General features: G+C 63.8%; 15 protein-coding genes and 1 pseudogene. 5 read left to right on the top strand and 11 right to left on the bottom strand.

Annotated features, from left to right (window positions below; translation table 11 throughout):
• Positions 1-82 precede the first annotated feature (82 nt).
• Positions 83-2,104 carry a primary-amine oxidase gene (locus LDN85_RS19035; RefSeq protein WP_223943839.1) on the top strand — a complete coding sequence of 674 codons (2,022 nt, stop codon included), beginning with the start codon at positions 83-85 and terminating at the stop codon, positions 2,102-2,104.
• Between the two features lie 22 nt (positions 2,105-2,126).
• Complete coding sequence (locus LDN85_RS19030) at positions 2,127-2,606, top strand: hypothetical protein (RefSeq protein ID WP_223943838.1); 480 nt, start codon at positions 2,127-2,129, stop codon at positions 2,604-2,606.
• Positions 2,607-2,699: 93 nt separating this feature from the next.
• Here LDN85_RS19030 and LDN85_RS19025 read toward each other — a convergent pair whose 3' ends face one another.
• From LDN85_RS19025 to LDN85_RS19015, 3 genes are all read right to left on the bottom strand, one after another.
• Positions 2,700-2,921 carry a hypothetical protein gene (locus LDN85_RS19025; RefSeq protein ID WP_223945511.1) on the bottom strand — a complete coding sequence of 74 codons (222 nt, stop codon included), beginning with the start codon at positions 2,919-2,921 and terminating at the stop codon, positions 2,700-2,702.
• A gap of 61 nt (positions 2,922-2,982) precedes the next feature.
• Complete coding sequence (locus tag LDN85_RS19020) at positions 2,983-3,882, bottom strand: sigma-70 family RNA polymerase sigma factor (RefSeq protein WP_223943837.1); 900 nt, start codon at positions 3,880-3,882, stop codon at positions 2,983-2,985.
• A gap of 17 nt (positions 3,883-3,899) precedes the next feature.
• Positions 3,900-4,358: a carboxymuconolactone decarboxylase family protein gene (locus tag LDN85_RS19015; RefSeq protein WP_026543393.1), complete on the bottom strand. Its 459-nt coding sequence runs from the start codon at positions 4,356-4,358 to the stop codon at positions 3,900-3,902.
• A gap of 95 nt (positions 4,359-4,453) precedes the next feature.
• On the opposite strand from LDN85_RS19015, the gene LDN85_RS19010 reads away from it, so the two are divergent.
• Entirely contained in the window at positions 4,454-5,491 is a 1,038-nt protein-coding gene (locus LDN85_RS19010) for a zinc-dependent alcohol dehydrogenase family protein (RefSeq protein WP_223943836.1), read from the top strand.
• 70 nt (positions 5,492-5,561) lie between these two features.
• Here the strand turns inward: LDN85_RS19010 and LDN85_RS19005 are convergent, their stop codons facing one another.
• From LDN85_RS19005 to LDN85_RS18995, 3 genes are all read right to left on the bottom strand, one after another.
• Positions 5,562-6,797, bottom strand: coding sequence for a pyridoxal phosphate-dependent aminotransferase (locus LDN85_RS19005; RefSeq protein ID WP_026543395.1), 1,236 nt, complete (start codon positions 6,795-6,797; stop codon positions 5,562-5,564).
• 48 nt (positions 6,798-6,845) lie between these two features.
• On the bottom strand, positions 6,846-7,505 hold the full coding sequence (locus tag LDN85_RS19000) for a hypothetical protein (protein ID WP_223943835.1): 660 nt from the start codon (positions 7,503-7,505) through the stop codon (positions 6,846-6,848).
• A gap of 133 nt (positions 7,506-7,638) precedes the next feature.
• A complete protein-coding gene (locus LDN85_RS18995; RefSeq protein ID WP_223943834.1) occupies positions 7,639-9,231 on the bottom strand; it encodes an alkaline phosphatase D family protein in 1,593 nt (530 codons plus the stop codon).
• A 133-nt stretch (positions 9,232-9,364) separates the two neighbouring features.
• Here LDN85_RS18995 and LDN85_RS18990 point away from each other — a divergent pair, with 133 nt between their 5' ends.
• Entirely contained in the window at positions 9,365-9,775 is a 411-nt protein-coding gene (locus LDN85_RS18990; RefSeq protein WP_223943833.1) for a hypothetical protein, read from the top strand.
• Here LDN85_RS18990 and LDN85_RS18985 read toward each other — a convergent pair.
• The 5 genes and pseudogenes from LDN85_RS18985 to LDN85_RS18965 all read right to left on the bottom strand — a co-directional run bounded on the left by LDN85_RS18985 (position 9,757) and on the right by LDN85_RS18965 (position 16,801).
• A pseudogene (locus LDN85_RS18985) lies at positions 9,757-12,201 on the bottom strand (HAD-IC family P-type ATPase). The gene LDN85_RS18990 and the pseudogene LDN85_RS18985 sit on opposite strands and share 19 nt — an antisense overlap.
• A gap of 302 nt (positions 12,202-12,503) precedes the next feature.
• Positions 12,504-13,517: a hydroxyacid dehydrogenase gene (locus LDN85_RS18980; RefSeq protein WP_223943832.1), complete on the bottom strand. Its 1,014-nt coding sequence runs from the start codon at positions 13,515-13,517 to the stop codon at positions 12,504-12,506.
• Positions 13,514-14,458, bottom strand: a complete 945-nt coding sequence (locus LDN85_RS18975; protein ID WP_223943831.1) for a carbohydrate ABC transporter permease — start codon at positions 14,456-14,458, stop codon at positions 13,514-13,516. The genes LDN85_RS18980 and LDN85_RS18975 overlap by 4 nt, the downstream gene beginning before the upstream one ends.
• Entirely contained in the window at positions 14,455-15,387 is a 933-nt protein-coding gene (locus tag LDN85_RS18970) for a sugar ABC transporter permease (RefSeq protein ID WP_026543402.1), read from the bottom strand. Before LDN85_RS18970 ends, LDN85_RS18975 begins: the two co-directional genes overlap by 4 nt.
• 100 nt (positions 15,388-15,487) lie before the next feature.
• Positions 15,488-16,801 (bottom strand): sugar ABC transporter substrate-binding protein, encoded by a 1,314-nt coding sequence (locus LDN85_RS18965; protein WP_223943830.1) that lies wholly within the window; start codon positions 16,799-16,801, stop codon positions 15,488-15,490.
• Between the two features lie 290 nt (positions 16,802-17,091).
• On the opposite strand from LDN85_RS18965, the gene LDN85_RS18960 reads away from it, so the two are divergent.
• Complete coding sequence (locus tag LDN85_RS18960; protein ID WP_223943829.1) at positions 17,092-19,113, top strand: hypothetical protein; 2,022 nt, start codon at positions 17,092-17,094, stop codon at positions 19,111-19,113.
• The last annotated feature ends 12 nt before the right edge of the window (positions 19,114-19,125 follow it).

Genomic DNA, 19,125 nt, shown 5'->3' with positions numbered 1-19,125 from the left:
GACCCATCTTACGTTTTGGTTATTCTCTACACCTATAGAAAATAAATCCTGACCCATCATAGGTCCCGGACAAGAGGCAGCCATGACGCCCACAGCAACTGAGACAGCAACCGGGACAACCCGGGAAACGCAGTACGCCCTGGCAACAGGCGCCGAGATCTCCCAGGTGCAGGGAATCCTGCAGGAAGCCGGCCACCTCGGCGCCGGGAAGCGGATCGCCTATTTGGGACTCATTGATCCCCCGCGCGGCCAGTCAGGGCAGGACCGACGCTTCCGCATCTTCATCCACGACATCGCCGGCGGTGCTCCCAGCGACGTCCTCGTCTCCGTGACCCAGGGCCGGATCCTGGAAGCCCTCGCGCTCGATACCAAGGTCTCCGGCGAACTCCCCGTCCTGGAGGAGGAATTCGAGGTAGTTGAGACTCTCCTCGCCACCGATGATCGTTGGCTCGCCGCGCTCGCCGCCAGGGATCTGGACGTCGCCAAAGTCCGCGTCGCACCGTTGTCGGCAGGCGTCTTTGAGTACGACGACGAGAAAGGTCGCCGCATCCTCCGCGGCCTGGCCTTCGTGCAGGACTTCCCCGAAGACAGCGCCTGGGCCCACCCCGTGGACGGACTGGTGGCCTACGTGGACGTGGTCAAGAAGGAAGTCACCCAAGTGATTGACCTCGGAGTCATGCCCATCCCGGCGGAGCACGGAAACTACACCGATCCCGAACTGACCGGCCCCCTTCGGGAAACCCAAAAGCCCATCAGCATCACCCAACCCGAAGGCCCAAGCTTCACGGTCACCGACGGGAACCACGTGGAATGGGAAAAGTGGAGCGTCGACGTTGGCTTTGATGTTCGCGAAGGAGTTGTCCTCCACAACCTGGCCTTCAAGGACGGAGACCGCCGCAGGCCCATCATCAACCGCGCGTCGATTGCGGAAATGGTGGTTCCTTACGGTGACCCCTCGCCCATCCGTTCCTGGCAGAACTACTTCGACACCGGCGAATACCTGGTGGGCCAATACGCCAATTCCCTGGAACTGGGGTGTGACTGCCTGGGCGACATCACCTACCTCAGCCCCGTCATCAGCGACGCCTTCGGCAACCCCCGCGAGATCCGCAACGGCATCTGCATGCACGAGGAAGACTGGGGCATCCTCTCCAAGCACTCGGACCTCTGGACGGGCATCAACTACACCCGCCGCAACCGCCGCCTGGTGATCTCCTTCTTCACCACCATCGGCAACTACGATTACGGCTTCTACTGGTACCTCTACCTGGACGGCACCATCGAATTCGAAGCCAAGGCCACCGGCGTCGTGTTCACATCCGCGTTCCCGGAGGGCGGCTCGGACAATATTTCCCAGCTCGCCCCCGGCCTTGGAGCCCCGTTCCACCAGCACCTCTTCAGCGCCCGGCTGGATATGGCCATTGACGGGTTCACCAACCGTGTGGAAGAAGAGGACGTGGTCCGCCAGGCCATGGGTGATGGCAATGAGCGCGGCAACGCGTTCTCTCGCAAACGTACGGTCTTGGCAAAGGAATCCGAAGCAGTCCGCGAGGCCGACGCCCGTGCAGGCAGGACCTGGATCATTTCCAACCCGGAGTCCAGGAACCGTCTGGGCGAGCCTGTTGGTTACAAGCTCCATGCCGAGAACCAGCCCACTCTCCTGGCAGACCCCGGCTCCTCGATCGCCAAGCGCGCAGCCTTCGCCACCAAGGATCTCTGGGTCACCCGCTACGCCGACGAGGAGCGCTACCCCACGGGCGACTTCGTAAACCAGCACTCCGGAGGCGCCGGGCTGCCGGCCTATGTTGCGCAGGACCGCGAAATCGACGGCCAGGACATCGTCCTTTGGCACACCTTCGGGCTGACGCACTTCCCCCGCGTGGAAGACTGGCCCATCATGCCCGTGGACACGGTGGGCTTCAAGCTCCGTCCCGAAGGCTTCTTTGACCGCAGCCCGGTTCTGGACGTGCCGGCAAACTCTTCAGGTTCAAGCTGCCACAGCGCGCCGGCCCCCGGCGAGGCGCCCGGCGAGCACGGCGCGGGGCAAGGCGAGCACGGCGCGGCACCCGGCGAGCACGGCGAACCTGCCGGCCACTGCCACTAGAACTCCCGCCGGGACACTCATAATGGCAACCACGACAGGACAGGTCCGGGCTTCCGGGCCTGTCCTGCACCCCCGGATTTGCGCCGCCCTGACAGCTGTTTCCTGCGCAGTGCACCTGTGGCTCGCGGCCTCGGGACACCACCAGGCCTGGCTGGGCATCCTCATGATCGGACTGGCCGCAGTGTGCGTTCCGTGCACGGTCCACATCTGGCGGCACAGCCGGGTTGGCGCACTCCACCAAGTGACTGTCTCGGCACTGGCAATGGTGGGACTCCACGCCGTCCTGCTCCTCAGTGCGGGCGGTTCCGGACATGCGCACGGCGGGGGACCGGCGTCGAACGCTGTTGGCGTCTCAGGTGTTGTTTCAACCCATGCGCTTTCGTCCGGCGCTGCCGGCTTGTTGTTGGTCATCGGACTGGAAATCACGACGGCGTTGCTCGCCGCCACGCTGGTGGCCCGCCTTCGGCGCTCGCGAACGTCCGAGGCAGCTGTGGCTTCCTGACCCTCTTTGCCGAACCGCTCGCCCGAAATCAACCCACCCTGGTTGCCGCTGCGACTATCGGCAAACAAAGAAGGTCAGGAAGCAACGCCTGAGCTACCCGGCCAGCGAAACCCGCGTCAGCTTGTCCGGGTTGGACACCTGGCGTACTTCCCGGATACTGCCATCCGGGGCCGCCTCGCTCCTGCTGGTCATCGGACTGGAAATCACGACGGCGTTGCTCGCCGCCACGCTGGTGGCCCGCCTTCGGCGCTCGCGAACGTCCAGGGCAGCTGTGGCTTCCTGACCCTCTTTGCCGCACCGCTCGCCTGAAATCAACCCGCAGTGGTTGCAGCTGCGTCTATCAGCAAGCAAAGAAGGTCAGGAAGCAACGCCTGAGCTACCCGGCCAGCGAAACCCGCGTCAGCTTGTCCGGGTTGGACACCTGGCGCAACTCGCGGATGCTGCCATCCAGGGCGGTATCAATCACCAGGACATCGGAGCGGCCATGATGCCGGAGTACCAAGGCCGGCTCGCCGTTGACCTCGATGATCCAGGCCCGGACCGGCTCCGTGGGATCAAAAACCGCAGCTTTGCCAAGGATGCCGGTGAAGAAGCGCGCGATCCTTGCCGCGCCGAACAGCGGATTCATGGCGCTCTTGACCTTCCCGCCGCCGTCGGCCCACAGAACGGCGTCCCGGTCCAGCATGGCGACCACGGTGTCAATGTCACCCTGCTCGATCGCACCCACCAGCTTTTCCAGGGCTGCCCGGTCTTTGGCCCTCGGGGCGGGAGCTTCCGGATCAATCTCCAGCCGGCGTTCTGCCCGTGAAATCATCTGCCGAACCGCTGCCGGGGTCTTCTCCAGAATGTCCGCGATCTCCGGGGCAGACATCGCGAACGCCCGGTGCAAAACGAGCGCCGCCCTGGCCTCAGGTGCCAGTTGCTCCGCCAGGTGCAGCAAGGCCAAGGACAGGAGTTCGCGATTGGCCACGGTTTCTTCCGGAAGCCTGGAGGCATCCAAGGGCTCCGGCAGCCAGGGCCCGGTGTACTCTTCCCGGACGGCGGCGAGTTGGCGTACCCGATCAACTGAGCGGCGCACGCATACGGTTGTCAGCCATGCCGGCCAGGAACCCACGTGTTCCGCGTCGGCCTGGCGCTCGCGCTTCACGGCGTCGATGGCCACCTCGGAAACCACATCCTCCGCATGCCCGAAGTCGCCCAACATCCGGTAGGCGATTCCCAAGAGACGGTTCCGTTCGCTCTGCCACGCCGACGTGGCTGACACCGTAAGAGTCATGCTGTCAACGCTACCGTTCAGACCAACGGATTCTTCTCATCCACTGGCGGTTCCATCTGCGTGCTGATGGCGATCCTGTTCCACACGTTGATGGTGGAAATAGCGAAGATCAGCCCGCCCATCTGGGCGTCGTCGAAATGGGTGGCAGCTGCGTTCCAGATCTCGTCCGTGACTGTCTCCGGACCCAGCTGCGTGACGGCGTCCGTCAGGGCAAGAACTGCCTGCTCGCGGGCATCGAAGAACACCTTCGAGTGCTGCCACGCCGCCACGGCGTGCAGTTTCCTGTCCGGAATTCCGAGCTTCCGACCGTCCGTGGCATGCATATCCACGCAGAAGCCGCAGCCGTTGAGGATGGAGGCGCGCAGCTTGATCAGTTCGTACAGTTCCGGATCCACGGACTTGCGGGCGTAGCCTTCCAATCCGATGACGGCGGCGTAGCCGAGCTTGTTGGTACGGCCGATGTTGATGCGGGTCATACTGACTTCCCTTCAGAGATGGTGCCTTACAACAGGAATGTCGGATCCCGCCCCCGAAGTGTGACAGGGGGCAGCCAATTGTTAGAGTCAGGGGCGTGCGCGCAATAGTCTTTGATGAGGTCCGGACCCAGCCCGAAGTCAGGGAGGTCGCCAAACCGCAGGCCCCTGTTGGAGGCGTGGTGGTGAGGGTGCTGGCCACCGGCATGTGCCGCAGTGACTGGCACGCTTGGGCCGGCCACGATGACATTGCCATGCCGCACGTACCGGGCCACGAGCTCGCCGGGGTGATCGACGCCGTCGGGGAGGGCATCCAGCATTGGAAGGTGGGCGACCGCGTCACCGTCCCCTTCGTTTGTGGCTGCGGCAGCTGCGAATGGTGCCTGGCCGGCGATGCCCAGGTCTGCCCGGACCAGCAACAACCCGGCTTCACCCACTGGGGTTCGTTCGCCGAGTACGTGGCACTGCATGCTGCGGACAGCAACTTGGTTGCCATCCCCGAGAGCATTGAATATTCGACGGCGGCAAGCCTCGGCTGCCGCTTCGCCACCGCTTACCGTGCCTTGGCAGCCCGTGCGCAAGTGAAAGCCGGAGAGTGGGTCACTGTAGTTGGCGCGGGCGGAGTGGGACTGAGCGCTGTGATGATCGCCAAGGCCATGGGGGCACGGGTGATTGCCGTGGACCGGAACCCCGAGGCGCTGGCTGTGGCTGCACGGCTGGGTGCCGAACACACCGTGCTTGCCGATGGTACGGACATCCCGGCCGCAATCAACGTCCTCTCCGGCGGAGGCAGCCACGTGGCGGTGGACGCTGTCGGAAGTGAACAGACCTGTGCGGACGCGATCCTCAGTCTTCGCAGGCGGGGCCGCCACGTCCAGATCGGGCTGCTCCCGTCCATCGACGGCAATCCGCAAGTGCCCATGGCACGGGTGATCGGCTGGGAACTGGACGTCCTGGGCAGTCACGGGATGGCCGCTGTTGACTATCCGGGCATGCTGGCGCTCATCGAACAGGGAGCGTTGCAGCCGCAGTTGCTGATCGAGCGCACCATTGGCCTGGAAGAAGCAGCCGCACTGTTGCCCGGCTTCGACAAGGCGAACCCCGCCGGCATGACCATGGTGGACCCTGCCCTTTAAGTCACTTCCCGCACCCAAGTAAGTAGCAGCAGAGCGCGTTTGGACCGCTCAGAACGCGCTTGACTGTAAGCTATCTGGGTTCGTCAACGGGACGGTTCCGGTACGCGGCGAGGTAGGTGGAGATGCGGCGCACTGCTTCCTCGATGTCCTCTACTGCGGGCAGGATGACGAAGCGGAAATGGTCCGGCGTGGGCCAGTTGAACGCCGTTCCGTGCGAGACCAGGATTTTCTGTTCCTGCAGGAGTTGGAGGACGAACTTCTCGTCCGAGGCGATCGGGTAGATTTCCGGGTCCAACTTCGGGAACAGGTACATGGCACCCGCGGCGGGGACGCAACTGACGCCTGGGATCGCGGTAAGGAGTTTCCACGCCAAATCACGCTGCTCACGGAGACGCCCGCCGGGACGGATGAGTGCCTCGATGCTTTGGTATCCGCCGAGGCACGTTTGGATGGCGTGCTGGGCTGGAACGTTGGCGCACAACCGCAGCGAGGCCAGCAGTTCCAACGACTCCCGGTACGCAGCTGTGACTGTCCGCGGGCCCGTCACGGCAACCCATCCCGCCCGGTATCCGGGCATGCGGTACGCCTTGGACAAGCCGCTGAACGTCAGCACGCAGACGTCCTCGGCTACGGCTGCGGTGTGAATATGCGGGGCGTCAACGTAACGGATTTTCTCGTAGATCTCGTCCGAGAACAGGACGAGGTCGTGCTTCCGGGCCAAGGCGGCGAACTGCTCCAGGATGTGGCGCGGATAGACGGCGCCGGTGGGGTTGTTCGGGTTGATGATCACGATGCCCTTGGTGCGCGGGGTGATCTTGGCTTCGACGTCGGACATGTCCGGCCACCAGTTCTCCTCCTCATCGCAGAGGTAGTGCACGGGATTGCCGCCTGTAAGGGTCACCGCGGCAGTCCACAAGGGGTAGTCCGGGGCCGGGATCAGGATCTCGTCGCCGTTTTCCATGAACGCCTGCAGGGTCATGGAAATCAACTCACTGACGCCATTGCCAACGAACACATCTTCGACGCCGATGGTCATCAGTCCGCGGGTCTGGTAGTACTGCGAGATGGCGGTGCGGGCGGAGAAAATGCCCTTCGAATCGCTGTATCCCTGCGCGCCGCGAAGGTGGTGAATCATGTCCACAACTACCGACTCCGGAGCCTCAAGCCCAAACGGTGCTGTGTCCCCGAGGTTCATCTTGAGAATGCGGTGCCCTTCGGCCTCCATGGCCTTGGCCGCTTGGAGGATGGGCCCACGGAGTTCGTAGCGGACATTCTGGAGTTTGCTGGAGTGCTGCATCGGACGCATGGTTGATCATTTCACGGCACCTGCCTGTGCGGGCAAACCGTTCCGGAATCAGAGCCAGCGAATCACCAGGGGAAGGCTCCTGGTGCTTGCTGAAACTTCCCGTTCAGCGCCGTTGACCGCCACAGCGAAGTGCTGGACCTCGTCAGCAGATGCCAGGACTTCAAAGTGGCCGGTCGCATCACTGACCGCCGCGGTTGCAGAAGAGTGGGCGTGAATGTAAGCGTCGGAAATGCCTTTGTTGTGCACATCCACCAGCCGTCCTCGGATACGGCGTCCGGCAGTTGAAGCGCCCACGGCAGCTTGGGCAGGCGGATCCGACGGCTCCTCGAAGGGGAGGGATACAGGGACGCGGACCAGGAAGCCCAGCCCTTGCCGCACTGCACCGGAGTACTCCTCAGGCCGGAACTCGCCGCTGGATACTACGGAGTACTGGCCGTGCAGTTCCACGGCCAGTAGCAGGCGCTCCATGTTCTCCAACTGCTCAGGGCCGTGGCACTCCACTGCCACCCTCAGTTCCAGGTCCAGTGCCGGCCCGTCACGGCGGGACCGTCCAACCCTGTTCAGGGTTACCGCCCGCACGGTGACCGGAGCGTCCGGTGGAGGAACGACGGCAGTGGGGGAGCCGTCGTCGAACCTTACATGCTGGGGGTCGACGGCGGCGGAAAGTACCCTCAGGAGGTCGTACAGCGACGATTGCACATGGCCCACGGCAGAACCCCAGCCGGACAGAAATTCACTGAATTAACTGGAACTAGGCTACTCCCGCTCTTCGGCGTAGTCACTGGGCCTAAGCCCCAAGCAGGCAACAGCAAGTGCTGTCACCTACTTGGGTGAACCAGGCTCAGGCGAGGCCGGGGACGCCGTCGGTGATCGTGAAGGTCTTCCTGGTGCTGACCGGTGCGCCCGGGGTGGTGACCTGATCCAGCACGCGGAAGTCGGCGGTCATGGAGTCCTTGGTGATTCGCGTGTTCACGTAGCCGCGGTTGTCGTTGTAGAACTTCAGGTGCGGGTTCCAGGCCATGGTGGGGTCGGTGGTGGATCCTGTGCCGTCGCCGGTGGAGGTGATGGAGGAGCACACCAGTTCCGAGCCAACCACTGCCGCGGCGGGGTCCTTGTAGTCCACTTTGAGGTCGGCGGCCCAGTGGCGGTGGACGTCGCCGGTCAGTACGACGGCGTTGCGCACCTTGGCGTCCACCCAGCCTTGGGTGATGCGTCGGCGGGAAGCGGCATACCCGTCCCACCCGTCCATGGAGACGTCGTCGATCTCCGGGGCTTTGTCACGGTCCCGTTCGGCGAAGAAGACCTGCTGGCCCAGGATGTCCCAGCGCTGGGTGGAGTTCCTGAAGCCGTCCAGCAGCCATTTCTCCTGTTCGGCACCGGTGATGGTGCGGTTTTCATCAAGGCGTTCGGTCACGTTCTTCCGCCAACCGTCACCGGCCAGTTGATCGTCCCGGTACTGCCTGGTGTCCATCATGTGGAAGTTGGCCAGCTGTCCCCACTGGATGGTTCGGTAGATCTTCATGTCGAAACCAGCAGGGACCGAGGACGAACGCAACGGCATGTTCTCGTAGTACGCCTGGAACGCGGCGGCGCGGCGCTGGCGGAAATGCTCCGTGGTGTCATTGAGTTGGCCTGCGTCACTGTTCTCCGGGATATCGTCCGCCCAGTTGTTGTCCACTTCGTGGTCATCCCAGACCACCAGCCACGGTGCGATCGCATGCGCTGCCTTCAGGTCGGCGTCGGACTTGTACTGGGCATGCCGCTGGCGGTAGCCGGCCAGGGTGGTGGTCTCGGGTCCTTCGTGGTCGCGGGGGTTTCCGCCGCCGATCACGTAGCTGCCCTTTTTGTACTCGTAGAGGTAGTCACCCAAGTGCAGCACCAGGTCCGGGTGGTCCTCGGCAAGGCGGCGGTAGGCCGTGAAGTAGCCGTGCTCGTACTGGGCGCAGCTGGCGAAGGCCATGGCCAACGCAGCGGGGGTTTCACCGGGCGCCGGACTGGTCAGGGTGCGGCCCACTTCGCTGACATGCCGCCCGGTGCGGAAACGGTAGAAGTACTCCCGCCCGGGGCGGAGGCCTTTGAGCTCGACGTGCACCGAGTGGGCGGTTTCGATCCTGGCATGTTCGACGCCGCGGGCTACTACGCGCCGCATCGCCGGGTCTTCTGCGACCTCCCAGGCGACGGCGACGTTACGCGAGGGCATGGCGCCCAGGCCGTCCTCGGCTACGGGGTTTACTGCCAGGCGGGTCCAGATGACGAAGCCGTCGGGCCACGGTTCGCCCGACGCGATGCCGAGGGTGAACGGATCGGTGCGGAGACCGGCGTCGTCCGCTGTAGAAACCGCGACGGCGGTCCCTGGCAACGCGGCTGACATGCCGGCGGCGATTCCTGCTCCAAGGCCGGCTGAAATGAGGGATCTGCGGGAGATTTTTTCCATAAGGCCGACCCTAGGAAGCCTGGGTTGACTGGATCGAAGGTGTGCATGAATGTGTGGTTAATTCTGTGACAAGGGGTGTCACTTGCCCTCGGGGAGCTGCCTGCCGCGTGGGGGCCTCGTCTATGCTCAGTTCATGAAGACGGGCGAGAGCCGTAAACGACCCGGAGTGGTGACGTTCTCGGTGGTGCTGATGTATATCGGTGGCATCGCCCAAATCCTGCTCGGGATACTGACGATTTTCCTGCGGTATACCCCCGAAGCCCAGTCCGGCGGCATTGCTTTGCCCATCACCTTGCTGGGAGCAGGCATGGTCCTGTTCGGGCTGTTGGTGATCGGACTGGCCTCCGGGGTGGCCCGCGGCAGCAACGCGGCGCGGCGTGGTGCAACCGCAGTCATGCTGCTGGGGCTTGTTTTTGCCGTGCTGGACCTGGTGATTGCTGCGGACGGAGACTGGTCGGCCGTCATTTCCCAAGGCATCGCTTCGGTCGCCGTGCTGGTGCCGTTGTGGGTGGGACGTGGTCGCAGCTACTTCGAGGCGCGCTGATTGACCGTTTGGTGCAGGGCCTCCTGGGCATCCCGGTAGGCGACGCGGCGATGAACGAACCGGACGATCTCCACCAGCGCGATGCACGCCGCTGACGTTCCCAGGACCAGTAGTGCCGTGGGCAGGGTTGGATCGGTGAACTGCAGGAAGTCGCGGGCTATTGGCACCGAGTACACCAGGACAAGGCCGACCATCATCGCACCGATGACCATGCCCTTGAAGCGGGTCACCGGGCGCGAGAGCACCACCAGGATCCAGATGCCGATGATCGCCAGGATCAGCGTGGACCCGGTCCTGATCTCCGCTTCCGGAATCTGCAGGTTCGCCGCAAGGCGGGCATAGGAGGCGAGCCCCAGTGTCACCGACAAGCCCGCCGGGACGGCAAAGGTCAGTGAGCGGCGCAGGAAGCCGGGGATGTAGCGCTGGGCGTTGGGCAGCAAGGCCAGGAAGAACGCCGGTATGCCGATGGTCAAACCGTCAGTGACGGACAGTTGCCGCGGAAGGAAAGGGAATGGCAGCAGGAGGATGCCGAAGGCGATGGCCAGGAAAGTGGCATAAGCGGTCTTGGTCAGGAACAGCATGGAGACGCGCTCGATGTTGGCGATGACCTGCCTGCCCTCGGCCACCACTGAGGGCAGGTGGGAGAACTTGCCGTCCAGGAGCACCAGCCGGGCCACGGCCTTGGTGGCTGCCGCCCCGGAGTTCATCGCCACACCTATATCGGCTTCTTTGATGGCCAAGGCATCGTTGACGCCGTCGCCGGTCATGGCCACTGTGCGGCCGGCGGACTTGAGAACCACCACGATCCTCTTCTTCTGGTCCGGGGTGACGCGTCCAAAGACCACGTGGTTGTTGATGACCTCCAGCAGTTCCTGGTCGTCGTCGGGCAGTTCCCGGGCATCGAAGCCATAGGGCGCCTCCAGCCCGACTTCCCGGGCTATGGCGGCAACGGTCTGCGGGTTGTCACCGGAAATGATCCGGACGTCCACGTCCTGCGCCGCGAAGTAGGTGAGCGTTTCGGCGGCGTCGGGGCGGATGTTCTCCTTGAACGTCAGTAGGGCAACCGGGACGGCGTCTGATGGTACGGTCTCGTCACCGGTGGGCGTGCCGTGGGCCAGCACCAGTGTGCGCCGGCCGGTGGCAGCCAGCTCTACGGTCCGGGCGGCAAGCTGCTGCCGCACAGGATCGGTGGAATTGTGCCCCGGGAACACCATTTCGGGCCCTCCCAGGATCCACATTCCGTCGTCGAAAACAACCGCGCTCCACTTACGCGCCGAAGAAAACGGCACGCGGTCTACCGGCGGCTCTGCGGGAGGCTCGGTGAAATGACCGGCAAGGCTCCGGGCCGTGGCATTGGCATCGTTCTGCACGCCGTACCAAGAGAGCACAGCCTCCCAGCCCGGGCGGTGCGTCAAAGGATGGGCGGCGTCGAAAACGATGTCGCCCTAGGTGAGGGTGCCGGTCTTATCGAGGCAGATGATATCCACGCGCGCCAGCCCCTCGACCGCCGGAAGCTCCTGCACGAGGACCTGTTGCCGGGCCAGCTTTACCGCCCCGACGGCGAAGGTGATGCTGGTCATCAGTACCAGTCCCAAAGGAACCATGGCGACGACGGCGGCAATGGTCGCCGTCGCAGCGTCCCGCCACGCTCCACTCGCCGAAGCTTCGGCCCACCCGCCCTGGGCAATCATCTGGGCATTCAGGACCAGCAACGCCACCGGACCCACGAACCAAGTGACCCATTTCAGGACCCGGTCGATCGAGGACCGCAGTTCTGAAGCCACCAGGGAGAAGCGCTTGGCCTCCGCCGCCAGGGAGTTCGCGAAGGAGTCTGCGCCTACCCGGTCCACCACGGCTGTTCCTTCACCGGCCACCACCACGGATCCTGACAGGACACGGTCGTCGTCGGCCTTTTCAACGGGGTCGGATTCGCCGGTCAGCATGGATTCATCCACTTGGAGGCCCCGTGATCCGGCTACCAGTCCGTCGGCGGGCACTTGGTCACCGGCACGGAGGACCAGGGTGTCATCCAGCACTACGTCGTCCAGGTCGATTTCGGCCTCGGAGCCGTCGCGCATCACCCTGGCGTGCGGGGCGTTCAGGAGGGCAAGGCGGTCCAAGGCACGCTTGGCCCGGTACTCCTGGACGCTGCCGATCACCGCGTTGGCCACGGCACTGAACCCGAACAAGGCATCCTGCCAGCGGCCGATCGCAAACAGGACAATGAAGCAGGCCAGGATGATGCCGTTGAACAGGGTGAGCACGTTGGCGCGGACAATGCTCCACACGCTGCGGCTGGTGTCCTGGACGAAGGCGTTGGTTTGTCCCGCGGCCACCCGCGCAGCAACTTCGGCAGCGCTCAATCCCTGGGCCGATCCACCCGCTGGACGGACTGCCGCCGGTGATTGGTGCTTGTCCTCTGGCACGCATGCCCCCAGTTGTTGTGCTGATCAGATCACGTGGACTGATCCAATCAGTTGAGTCGATCCGAGGAGCCGGGTCTGTCCAAGGATGGGTGGAGCGATGGGACTGAGTATGCCAGCCGCTGGGCGTTCTGTCGCCGTCGTGGTTGTTGCGCACGGCCGCGCACGGCCGCGCCCGCCCAGGCGTGAGGGTAGGCCGCGCCCGCCTAGGCCGTGCCCGCTCAGGCGTGAGGGTAGGCCGGGCCCGCCTAGGCCATGCCCGCTCACGCGTGAGGGCAGCCCGGGCCCGCCTAGGCCGTGCCTGCTCAGGCCGTAAAGGCGAGGTCTTTCGCATGGAGTCTGTGCAGGAGCGGTTCTCCGCGGGACACCCGGTGGGCTTCCTCGATGGTGCTGGCGGCCATCCGCTCCAGCTCCATCCCCAGCGAGCCGGCCAGATGCGGTGTCAGCAGCACATTGGGGTGTGTGTAGAAGCCCGAGTCCGCTGGGAGCACCCAAGGAGTGGTGACGTCCAGGACAGCGTAAAGGTCGCCTTGCTCGATGCGCCGAAGCAGCGCATCTTGGTCCACCAGTTCGCCGCGCGCGGTGTTGATGAAGGTGGCACCGGGCTTGAAACAGGACACCAGGCCTTGATGGATCAGGTTGCGGGTGGACGGAAGCGACGGCGCGTGGAGGCTGACGACGTCGCAACTGCCCACCAGCTCTTCCAAGGTGACGCGTTCGACGCCGAGGGAGGCTGCCGCGGCATCGTCAAGGAAAGGATCTGCCACTACTACGTGGACGTCGTAGGACTTCAGGAGCCGGATGACGTGCTTGCCGATCCTGGACGCCCCGATGATGCCCACGCGTTTGCCGAAGTTGCCCATGTCCGGGAACACCTGGTCCGGCTCGATACCGGTTTTCTCCGAGTGCAGCTTGCGGGCGATCTGGAGGACGCGCTTGTTGGCCAGCAGGATCATGGCCACCGTGTACTCGGCCACGGGGATGGAGTTGGCATCAGCGGCGGTGCTGATTTCGATGCCCCTTTCCCAGCATTCGTCGCCCACATGGTGTTTGACGGTGCCTCCGGCGTGGAGGACATGGGTCAGGCGCGGAGCTGCGGCCAGGGCCGCGGCATCCAGTCTGGGGCAGCTCCACCCTGTGATGAGGATGTCCGTCTCTGCCAGGAGTTCCAACGAACGTGCGGATGTGAAATCTTCCATGGGATCAGGGCTAAGCAGCCGCAAGCCGGGGGAGAGGGTCTCGAGGCGGCGGCTGGGAAAGACCCGGGATACGACGCCGGGACCCATGGCGAGCGCGACGTTTGGTTTGGTGCTGGTCACTTGACGCTCCCTGCGGTCAGGCCTGACTTCCAGAAGCGCTGGAGCATGATGAAGGCCACCAGCAACGGAAGGATGGAAAGCAGCGAGCCCGTGATGACCATGGGCGTGAATTCGGGCTGCGGTACGGAGTAGCCCTGCCAGATGGAGATGCCCACGCTGACGGGGAGGAGTTGCTGGTCCTGGAGCATCACCAGGGGGAGCATGAAGTTGTTCCACACGCCCACGAACTGGAAGAGCGCGATGGTGATGTAGCCGGGCATCATCATGGGGAGGCCCAGGGAGAAGAAGGACCGGACTGGCCCGGCGCCGTCCATCCGTGCGGCCTCGAGGGTTTCTGCCGGCACGTAGCTGGAGGAGTAGACCCGGGCCAGGTAGACGCCGAACGGGTTGCACAGTACCGGGATGAGGATGGCCCAGATGGTGTTGGTCATACCCACCAGGGAGGCCAGGAGGTACATGGGCAGCACGGTTGCGGTGTTGGGGATCAGGACGCCCACCAGGACGAAGCCGAAGAGCGAGTCCTTCCAACGGAACTGGAATTTGTCGAACGCGTATCCGGCCATGACTGAAATGAGGCTGCCGAGGACCGCGCCAACGCCGGCGTACATCACGGAGTTTCCCAGCCAGCGGAAGAAGAGCCCGCCGTCCTGGTTTGCCACGTTGGCGATGTTCTCGAACAGGGAGAAATTACCCAACGCGTAGGCGCTGGTGCCGTAGAGGTCCGCTGCATTCTTGGTGGAGGCGAACACCAACCACAGGACAGGGACCACCATGTAGGCCGAGCCAATGATCAGGAGCCCGTTGACGGTGAGCTTGCTGGCAAACCCTCCGCTGCGGTTGGAAGTGCCGTTGCTGCCGCGGCCGGAACGGTATCCCGTGCGGCGGGACCGTGGACCTTGCTTGGATGCTGCGGTGTTTCGGGAAAGTGTTGAGGTGCTCATGATTTGTTCATCCTGGAGCTAAGGCGGGTGACGGCCAGGGACAGGATTGCGGCCAGCCCGGCAATGATGATGGAGGCCGCCGCGGCCTGGTTGAGGTTGTGGCGGATGAACGCTGCGTCATAGGCCCACAGGTTGGGAACCCAGGTACTGGTGACCGAGGCCGTGGCCTTGGAGATGATGTTTGGCTCGGTAAACAGCTGCAGGGTGCCGATGATGGTGAAGAGCATGATGACGCTCAGGGCCGGCAGGATCAGGGGGAACTTGATGCTCACCGCGGCCCGGATCTCACCGGCGCCGTCCACCCGTGCCGCTTCCAGGATTTCCCGGGGCACGGCCTGGAGTGCAGTGAACAGGATGATGACGTTGTAGCCCGTCCATTCCCATACTCCGATGTTCACGATGGATGGGAGCACCAGGTGGGCGTCCAGGAAGTTGACCTGGATACCGCCACCCTGGAGTGCCTGGACCAGTGGGCTGATGCCGGGGGTGTAAAGGTAGGCCCAGATCAGGGCAGCAATGACGCCCGGAACTGCGTGCGGAAGGAACACCAGGAGCTGGAAGAGCTTGCGTGCCTTGGCCACTGTCGCATCCAGCAGGAGTGCGAAGACCACTGCACCGCCCACCATGCAGGGAATGTAGATCAGGCAGTAAAGGCCGAGGCGGCCGATGCCCTCCATGAAGGTTTCGGATTGGAAGACCTGCACATAGTTCTCAAGCCCTACGAACACGGTCTTGGCTTCCCCGAAGCCCAAGCCGGACTTCTGCTGCGAGTGGAAACTCAGCACCAGGGAGTAGATCACTGGTGCGATCATGGCGATCGCGAAGACCGCGAAGAAGGGGACCAGGAACAGCGCGGCAGTCCGTCCGCCGGTTCCCGCCAGTGCACGGCCGCGGCGGCGCACTGTGGTGGTGAGGGCCTGGGTGGCCATGGGATTCTCCTAGCTTGGGAGGGGGCCTCCTGTCAGAGGCCCCCTGCCTGTGGGACTACTCGGTGAGCGGCTGTTCCTGACGAATTACTCTTTGACGGAACTACTCTTTGACCGACAGGCCGGCCTGCTTCAGGCTGGCCACTGTGGCGTCCTGGGCGGTATCGACGGAGCCAAGGATGGTGCCGCCGGTGGTGAGCTTGCCGTAGGCATCCTTAAGGGCTGTGTTGGTGATGTCCCAGTTGGGTCCCCACTGCCAGCCCGGGGTGATGGTGCCGTACGCCTTGGTGAAGACCTCGTAGATGTCGTTGCCGAAGTAGCTGGCGTCGTAGGCCTGCTGGGCCACGGGCGTCAGGCCCGGGAAGGCCAGGAACGCGGAGCCGGTGTTGCCGCGGGCCTTGATGGCCTGCTGGTTGGTGGTGAGGAACTCGACGAACTTGGCGGCAGCGGCGGGGTTCTTGCTGCTCTTGGTCACGTTGAAGCTGGAACCGCCGTAGAAAGCGCCGGATTCGTTGCCCCAGTTGGGCAGCTCGGCAGCGATCCACTGGCCCTTCTGGCCGCTGGCCTCGGTGCGCTTCTGGATGCCGGTGGCACTCCAGTTCGCGCCAACTACGCCAACCACAGTGCTGTTGGCGAGGTCCAGGCTCCACTCGTCGCTGTAGGCCTGGGTGACTTTGACGATCTTCTGGTCAATCAGCTTCTGCCAGTAGTTGGCAACCTTCTGTGTTGCTTCGTCGTTGACTCCAACTTTCCAGCTGTCGCCTTCGGTGCCGAACCACTTGGCCCCTGCCTGCCAGGCCAGACCTGCGCTCGCCGCTACCTCGTTGGGGTTGAAGCTGGCCAGGTAGGAGTCAGGCGCTACGGCCTTGAGCTTCTTGCCTGCCTCTTCAAATTCGTCCCAGGTCTTAGGGACCTCGACGCCGGCTTTCGCCAGCATGTCTTTGCGGTACCACATGAGCATCGGGGCGGCGTCGTACGGAAGGGCATAGGTCTTCCCGCCGAACTGGACCAATGCCTTTGTCTCGTCCGTGAGCTTGTCCACAGTTTCGGACTTGTTGATCAGGCCATCGAGCGGAATGACCTGGCTGTTGCTGACGAACTGCGGCAACTGGGGGTATTCGATGGTGGCGACGTCCGGGCCGTTGCCTGCCGTGATGGCGGTGGAGAGCTTGGCGTAACCACCGTTGGCGCCGTTGGGGATGGTTTCGAAGCTGACCTTGATCTTGTCCTGGCTGGCGTTGAACGCTTCAGCCACTTTGTCCATCCCGGCCAGTGAGGACCAGAAAGTAATGGACCCTGAGGGGTCTTCCGTGGGCGTAGGAGCAGCGGAGGTGCTGGGGCCGGTCCCGCAGGCTGCGAGCAGCAAGGTGCTGGCCGCCAGGCCGGCCACCCCCGCGAATAGGTGACGACGCTTCATGGTGTTCTCCTTTGAAGACTTGCGATGCGAAGAGAGGGGACATGTGGTTGGGGCCACATGCGATGAATCCATGTAATCGGCAAGTTCGAACATCTTCAACGTTTCAAACAAATTCAAACATTCAGCAAGGAAGCCTGCGTCTTTGAACCGCATTCCGGCGATGCATCACCGATGCCAATTGTGTTTGAACGAACAAAAATGCTGGACGCTGGTCGTTCGGCGCTGCTATGAATTCTGGACACCCGAATCAGCGACTACTGAAAAGTCACCACCGAAGAACAGGGATTCCAATGGAGAAATCGAACATCAGCAGGCGGGCAGTCCTTCAAGTTGGCGGCGCGGCTTCGCTCGCGGCGGCCATCGGGCTGGCAGCCGGCCAGTCGGCGTCGGCGTCCACTCTTCCCGCGTCCAAAACCAAGGCGACCGAAGTGCTGGACCTTGGCCCCGGCGTCGTCCAGTTCTCCCTGATGAGCGGGCTGCTGGTAGGCGACACGCTGTTCATCGGCTCGCGGAACCTGGATCCCGTGCGCATTGTGGCGTTCCATGTTCCCAGTGGCAAGGTCACCGGGGTGACCGAGTTGGAGAACGGCTACGCCATCCAAACCCTGGCCGCCGACGCCTCGGGCCGGTACCTGTACGCCGGCGTCCTGCAGAACACCACCGGGCCCAAGCCGAACCTGTTCCGCTGGGACCTTTCCAACCCGGGTGTGAAAGCCAAGCCCATTGGGCGGATCGGGGACCGCGACGTCCGAGACCTGAGCGTAGCCCCCAACGGCCGCCTCTACGCTGTGGGCGGCGGCAGCGGGACGGCGCCGGCGTTGTGGGAATACGACCCCGCCACGGGAACGGTTTCCAACCTTGGTGTTCCCGATGCCGGCGCTACCCTGGCCCGTGCGGTTGCGGCCACGGACTCCACCATCTTCTTCGGCGCAGGCAGCACTTTGGGCGGCGGCGGCAGCGCCAGCAGGGCATGCCTCTACGCTTACAACCGCGCTGCCAAGACCTTCACCAACGTCACGCCTGCAGAGATGGTGGCAGATCCCAGCATCCGGGACCTGGCAATTGTTGGCGACAAAGTCCTGGTGGGCTCGGCTGCTTCCACGTCCACTTCCAAGATCGCCGCCGTCAGCATCGCCAACCCGACCTCCTACGCCGCGGCCGCATCCGAAGGCAAGACCGCCAAGAACTTCGCCGCGATCGGGGACAAGGTCTACTTCGCCAACGAGGCCGGTCTCCTGGCGTACTCACTGTCCGGCAACAAGGTTGCAGCTGTGCCATACCAAGGGCCGTTCCTGGGCGAAATCTGGGGCGTTGATGCCTTGGACGGCAAGCTGCTGGTCACCTCCGCTTTCGGTTTCGTGGCGGAAATCGACCCCGTTTCCGGGACGTACAAGACCACGGACCTCGGCGAGGCCGGAGCGCCGTCGGATGCCCAGGAAGCCATGGGGCTGGCAGCCGGGGGTGGCCTGGTGTATGTGGGCGGCAATGGCGTCATCTCGCGTCGGTCGCTGAAGGACGGGCAGGTCACCAACATGACGGTTCCGGGCGAAGCGAAGGACGCCGTGGTGGTGGACAACGTGCTTTACACCGGCCAGTACAGCTCCCAGGGCATCTGGAGCTACGATCCGCGCAGCGGCAAGCCCATCAGCCAGGTGGCCAAGTTCTCCTCCGAACAGAACCGTCCCCTGGACGTCCATTGGGACGAGGTCAACAAGCTCGTCCTGGTGTGCGCCCAGGCTGACACCGAGGGCGGTGGCTCGCTCTGGACCTACGATCCCGCCACGGGCAAGTCCGGATTCTTCCTCAACCCCGTGGACAAGGTGCAGCTGGTTCGTGCAGTAACAGCGCGCGACGGCGTTGCCTACCTTGGCGGCGGACGGCCCGGTACCGAGGGGCCCGGCACTGTTGTGGCGATGAACCCTGTGACGGGCAAGGAACTGTGGCGCCTCGATCCGGGCCTCGGCGCAGGCGTTTCTGCCTTGGCTGTGCAGGGACGGTACTTGTACGGGATCGTCCGGACCGGGCGCATGTTCGTCATCGACCTGCCACGGCGCGTGGTGGTGCACCAGGCCGACATCAGTTCGGTCTGCACCGGATTCGCGGCCTTGGTCACCAACCGTGGTGCTGTTTATGGTGTCTCGGACACGGACGTTTTCCGCTTTGATCCCAAGACCTTCGAGCTCGCCACGGTTGTGGCCGATATCGACGGCGGCTGGTACAGCGGCTCGCACATCACCAACGACGAAGACGGCTACCTCTACACGATGCGTGGCCGGAACGTTGTTCGGATCGACGACTACCCCCGACGGTAGTGGCTGGCGTTG

Source organism: Arthrobacter sp. StoSoilB20 (assembly GCF_019977295.1).
Taxonomy (GTDB): domain Bacteria; phylum Actinomycetota; class Actinomycetes; order Actinomycetales; family Micrococcaceae; genus Arthrobacter; species Arthrobacter nicotinovorans_A.
Note: the sequence above shows the minus strand (reverse complement) of the source record. Positions and strands in the feature narration are given on the sequence as shown.

Excerpts from the sequence above, each read along its gene's own strand:
- LDN85_RS18995 (WP_223943834.1), bottom strand. The coding sequence starts at position 9,231 with ATGGAAAAAATCTCCCGCAGATCCCTCATTTCAGCCGGCCTTGGAGCA.
- LDN85_RS18975 (WP_223943831.1), bottom strand. The coding sequence starts at position 14,458 with ATGAGCACCTCAACACTTTCCCGAAACACCGCAGCATCCAAGCAAGGT.
- LDN85_RS18965 (WP_223943830.1), bottom strand. The coding sequence starts at position 16,801 with ATGAAGCGTCGTCACCTATTCGCGGGGGTGGCCGGCCTGGCGGCCAGC.
- LDN85_RS18990 (WP_223943833.1), top strand. The coding sequence starts at position 9,365 with ATGAAGACGGGCGAGAGCCGTAAACGACCCGGAGTGGTGACGTTCTCG.
- LDN85_RS19030 (WP_223943838.1), top strand. The coding sequence starts at position 2,127 with ATGGCAACCACGACAGGACAGGTCCGGGCTTCCGGGCCTGTCCTGCAC.
- LDN85_RS19020 (WP_223943837.1), bottom strand. The coding sequence starts at position 3,882 with ATGACTCTTACGGTGTCAGCCACGTCGGCGTGGCAGAGCGAACGGAAC.
- LDN85_RS19035 (WP_223943839.1), top strand. The coding sequence starts at position 83 with ATGACGCCCACAGCAACTGAGACAGCAACCGGGACAACCCGGGAAACG.
- LDN85_RS18960 (WP_223943829.1), top strand. The coding sequence starts at position 17,092 with ATGGAGAAATCGAACATCAGCAGGCGGGCAGTCCTTCAAGTTGGCGGC.
- LDN85_RS19015 (WP_026543393.1), bottom strand. The coding sequence starts at position 4,358 with ATGACCCGCATCAACATCGGCCGTACCAACAAGCTCGGCTACGCCGCC.
- LDN85_RS19005 (WP_026543395.1), bottom strand. The coding sequence starts at position 6,797 with ATGCGTCCGATGCAGCACTCCAGCAAACTCCAGAATGTCCGCTACGAA.
- LDN85_RS18970 (WP_026543402.1), bottom strand. The coding sequence starts at position 15,387 with ATGGCCACCCAGGCCCTCACCACCACAGTGCGCCGCCGCGGCCGTGCA.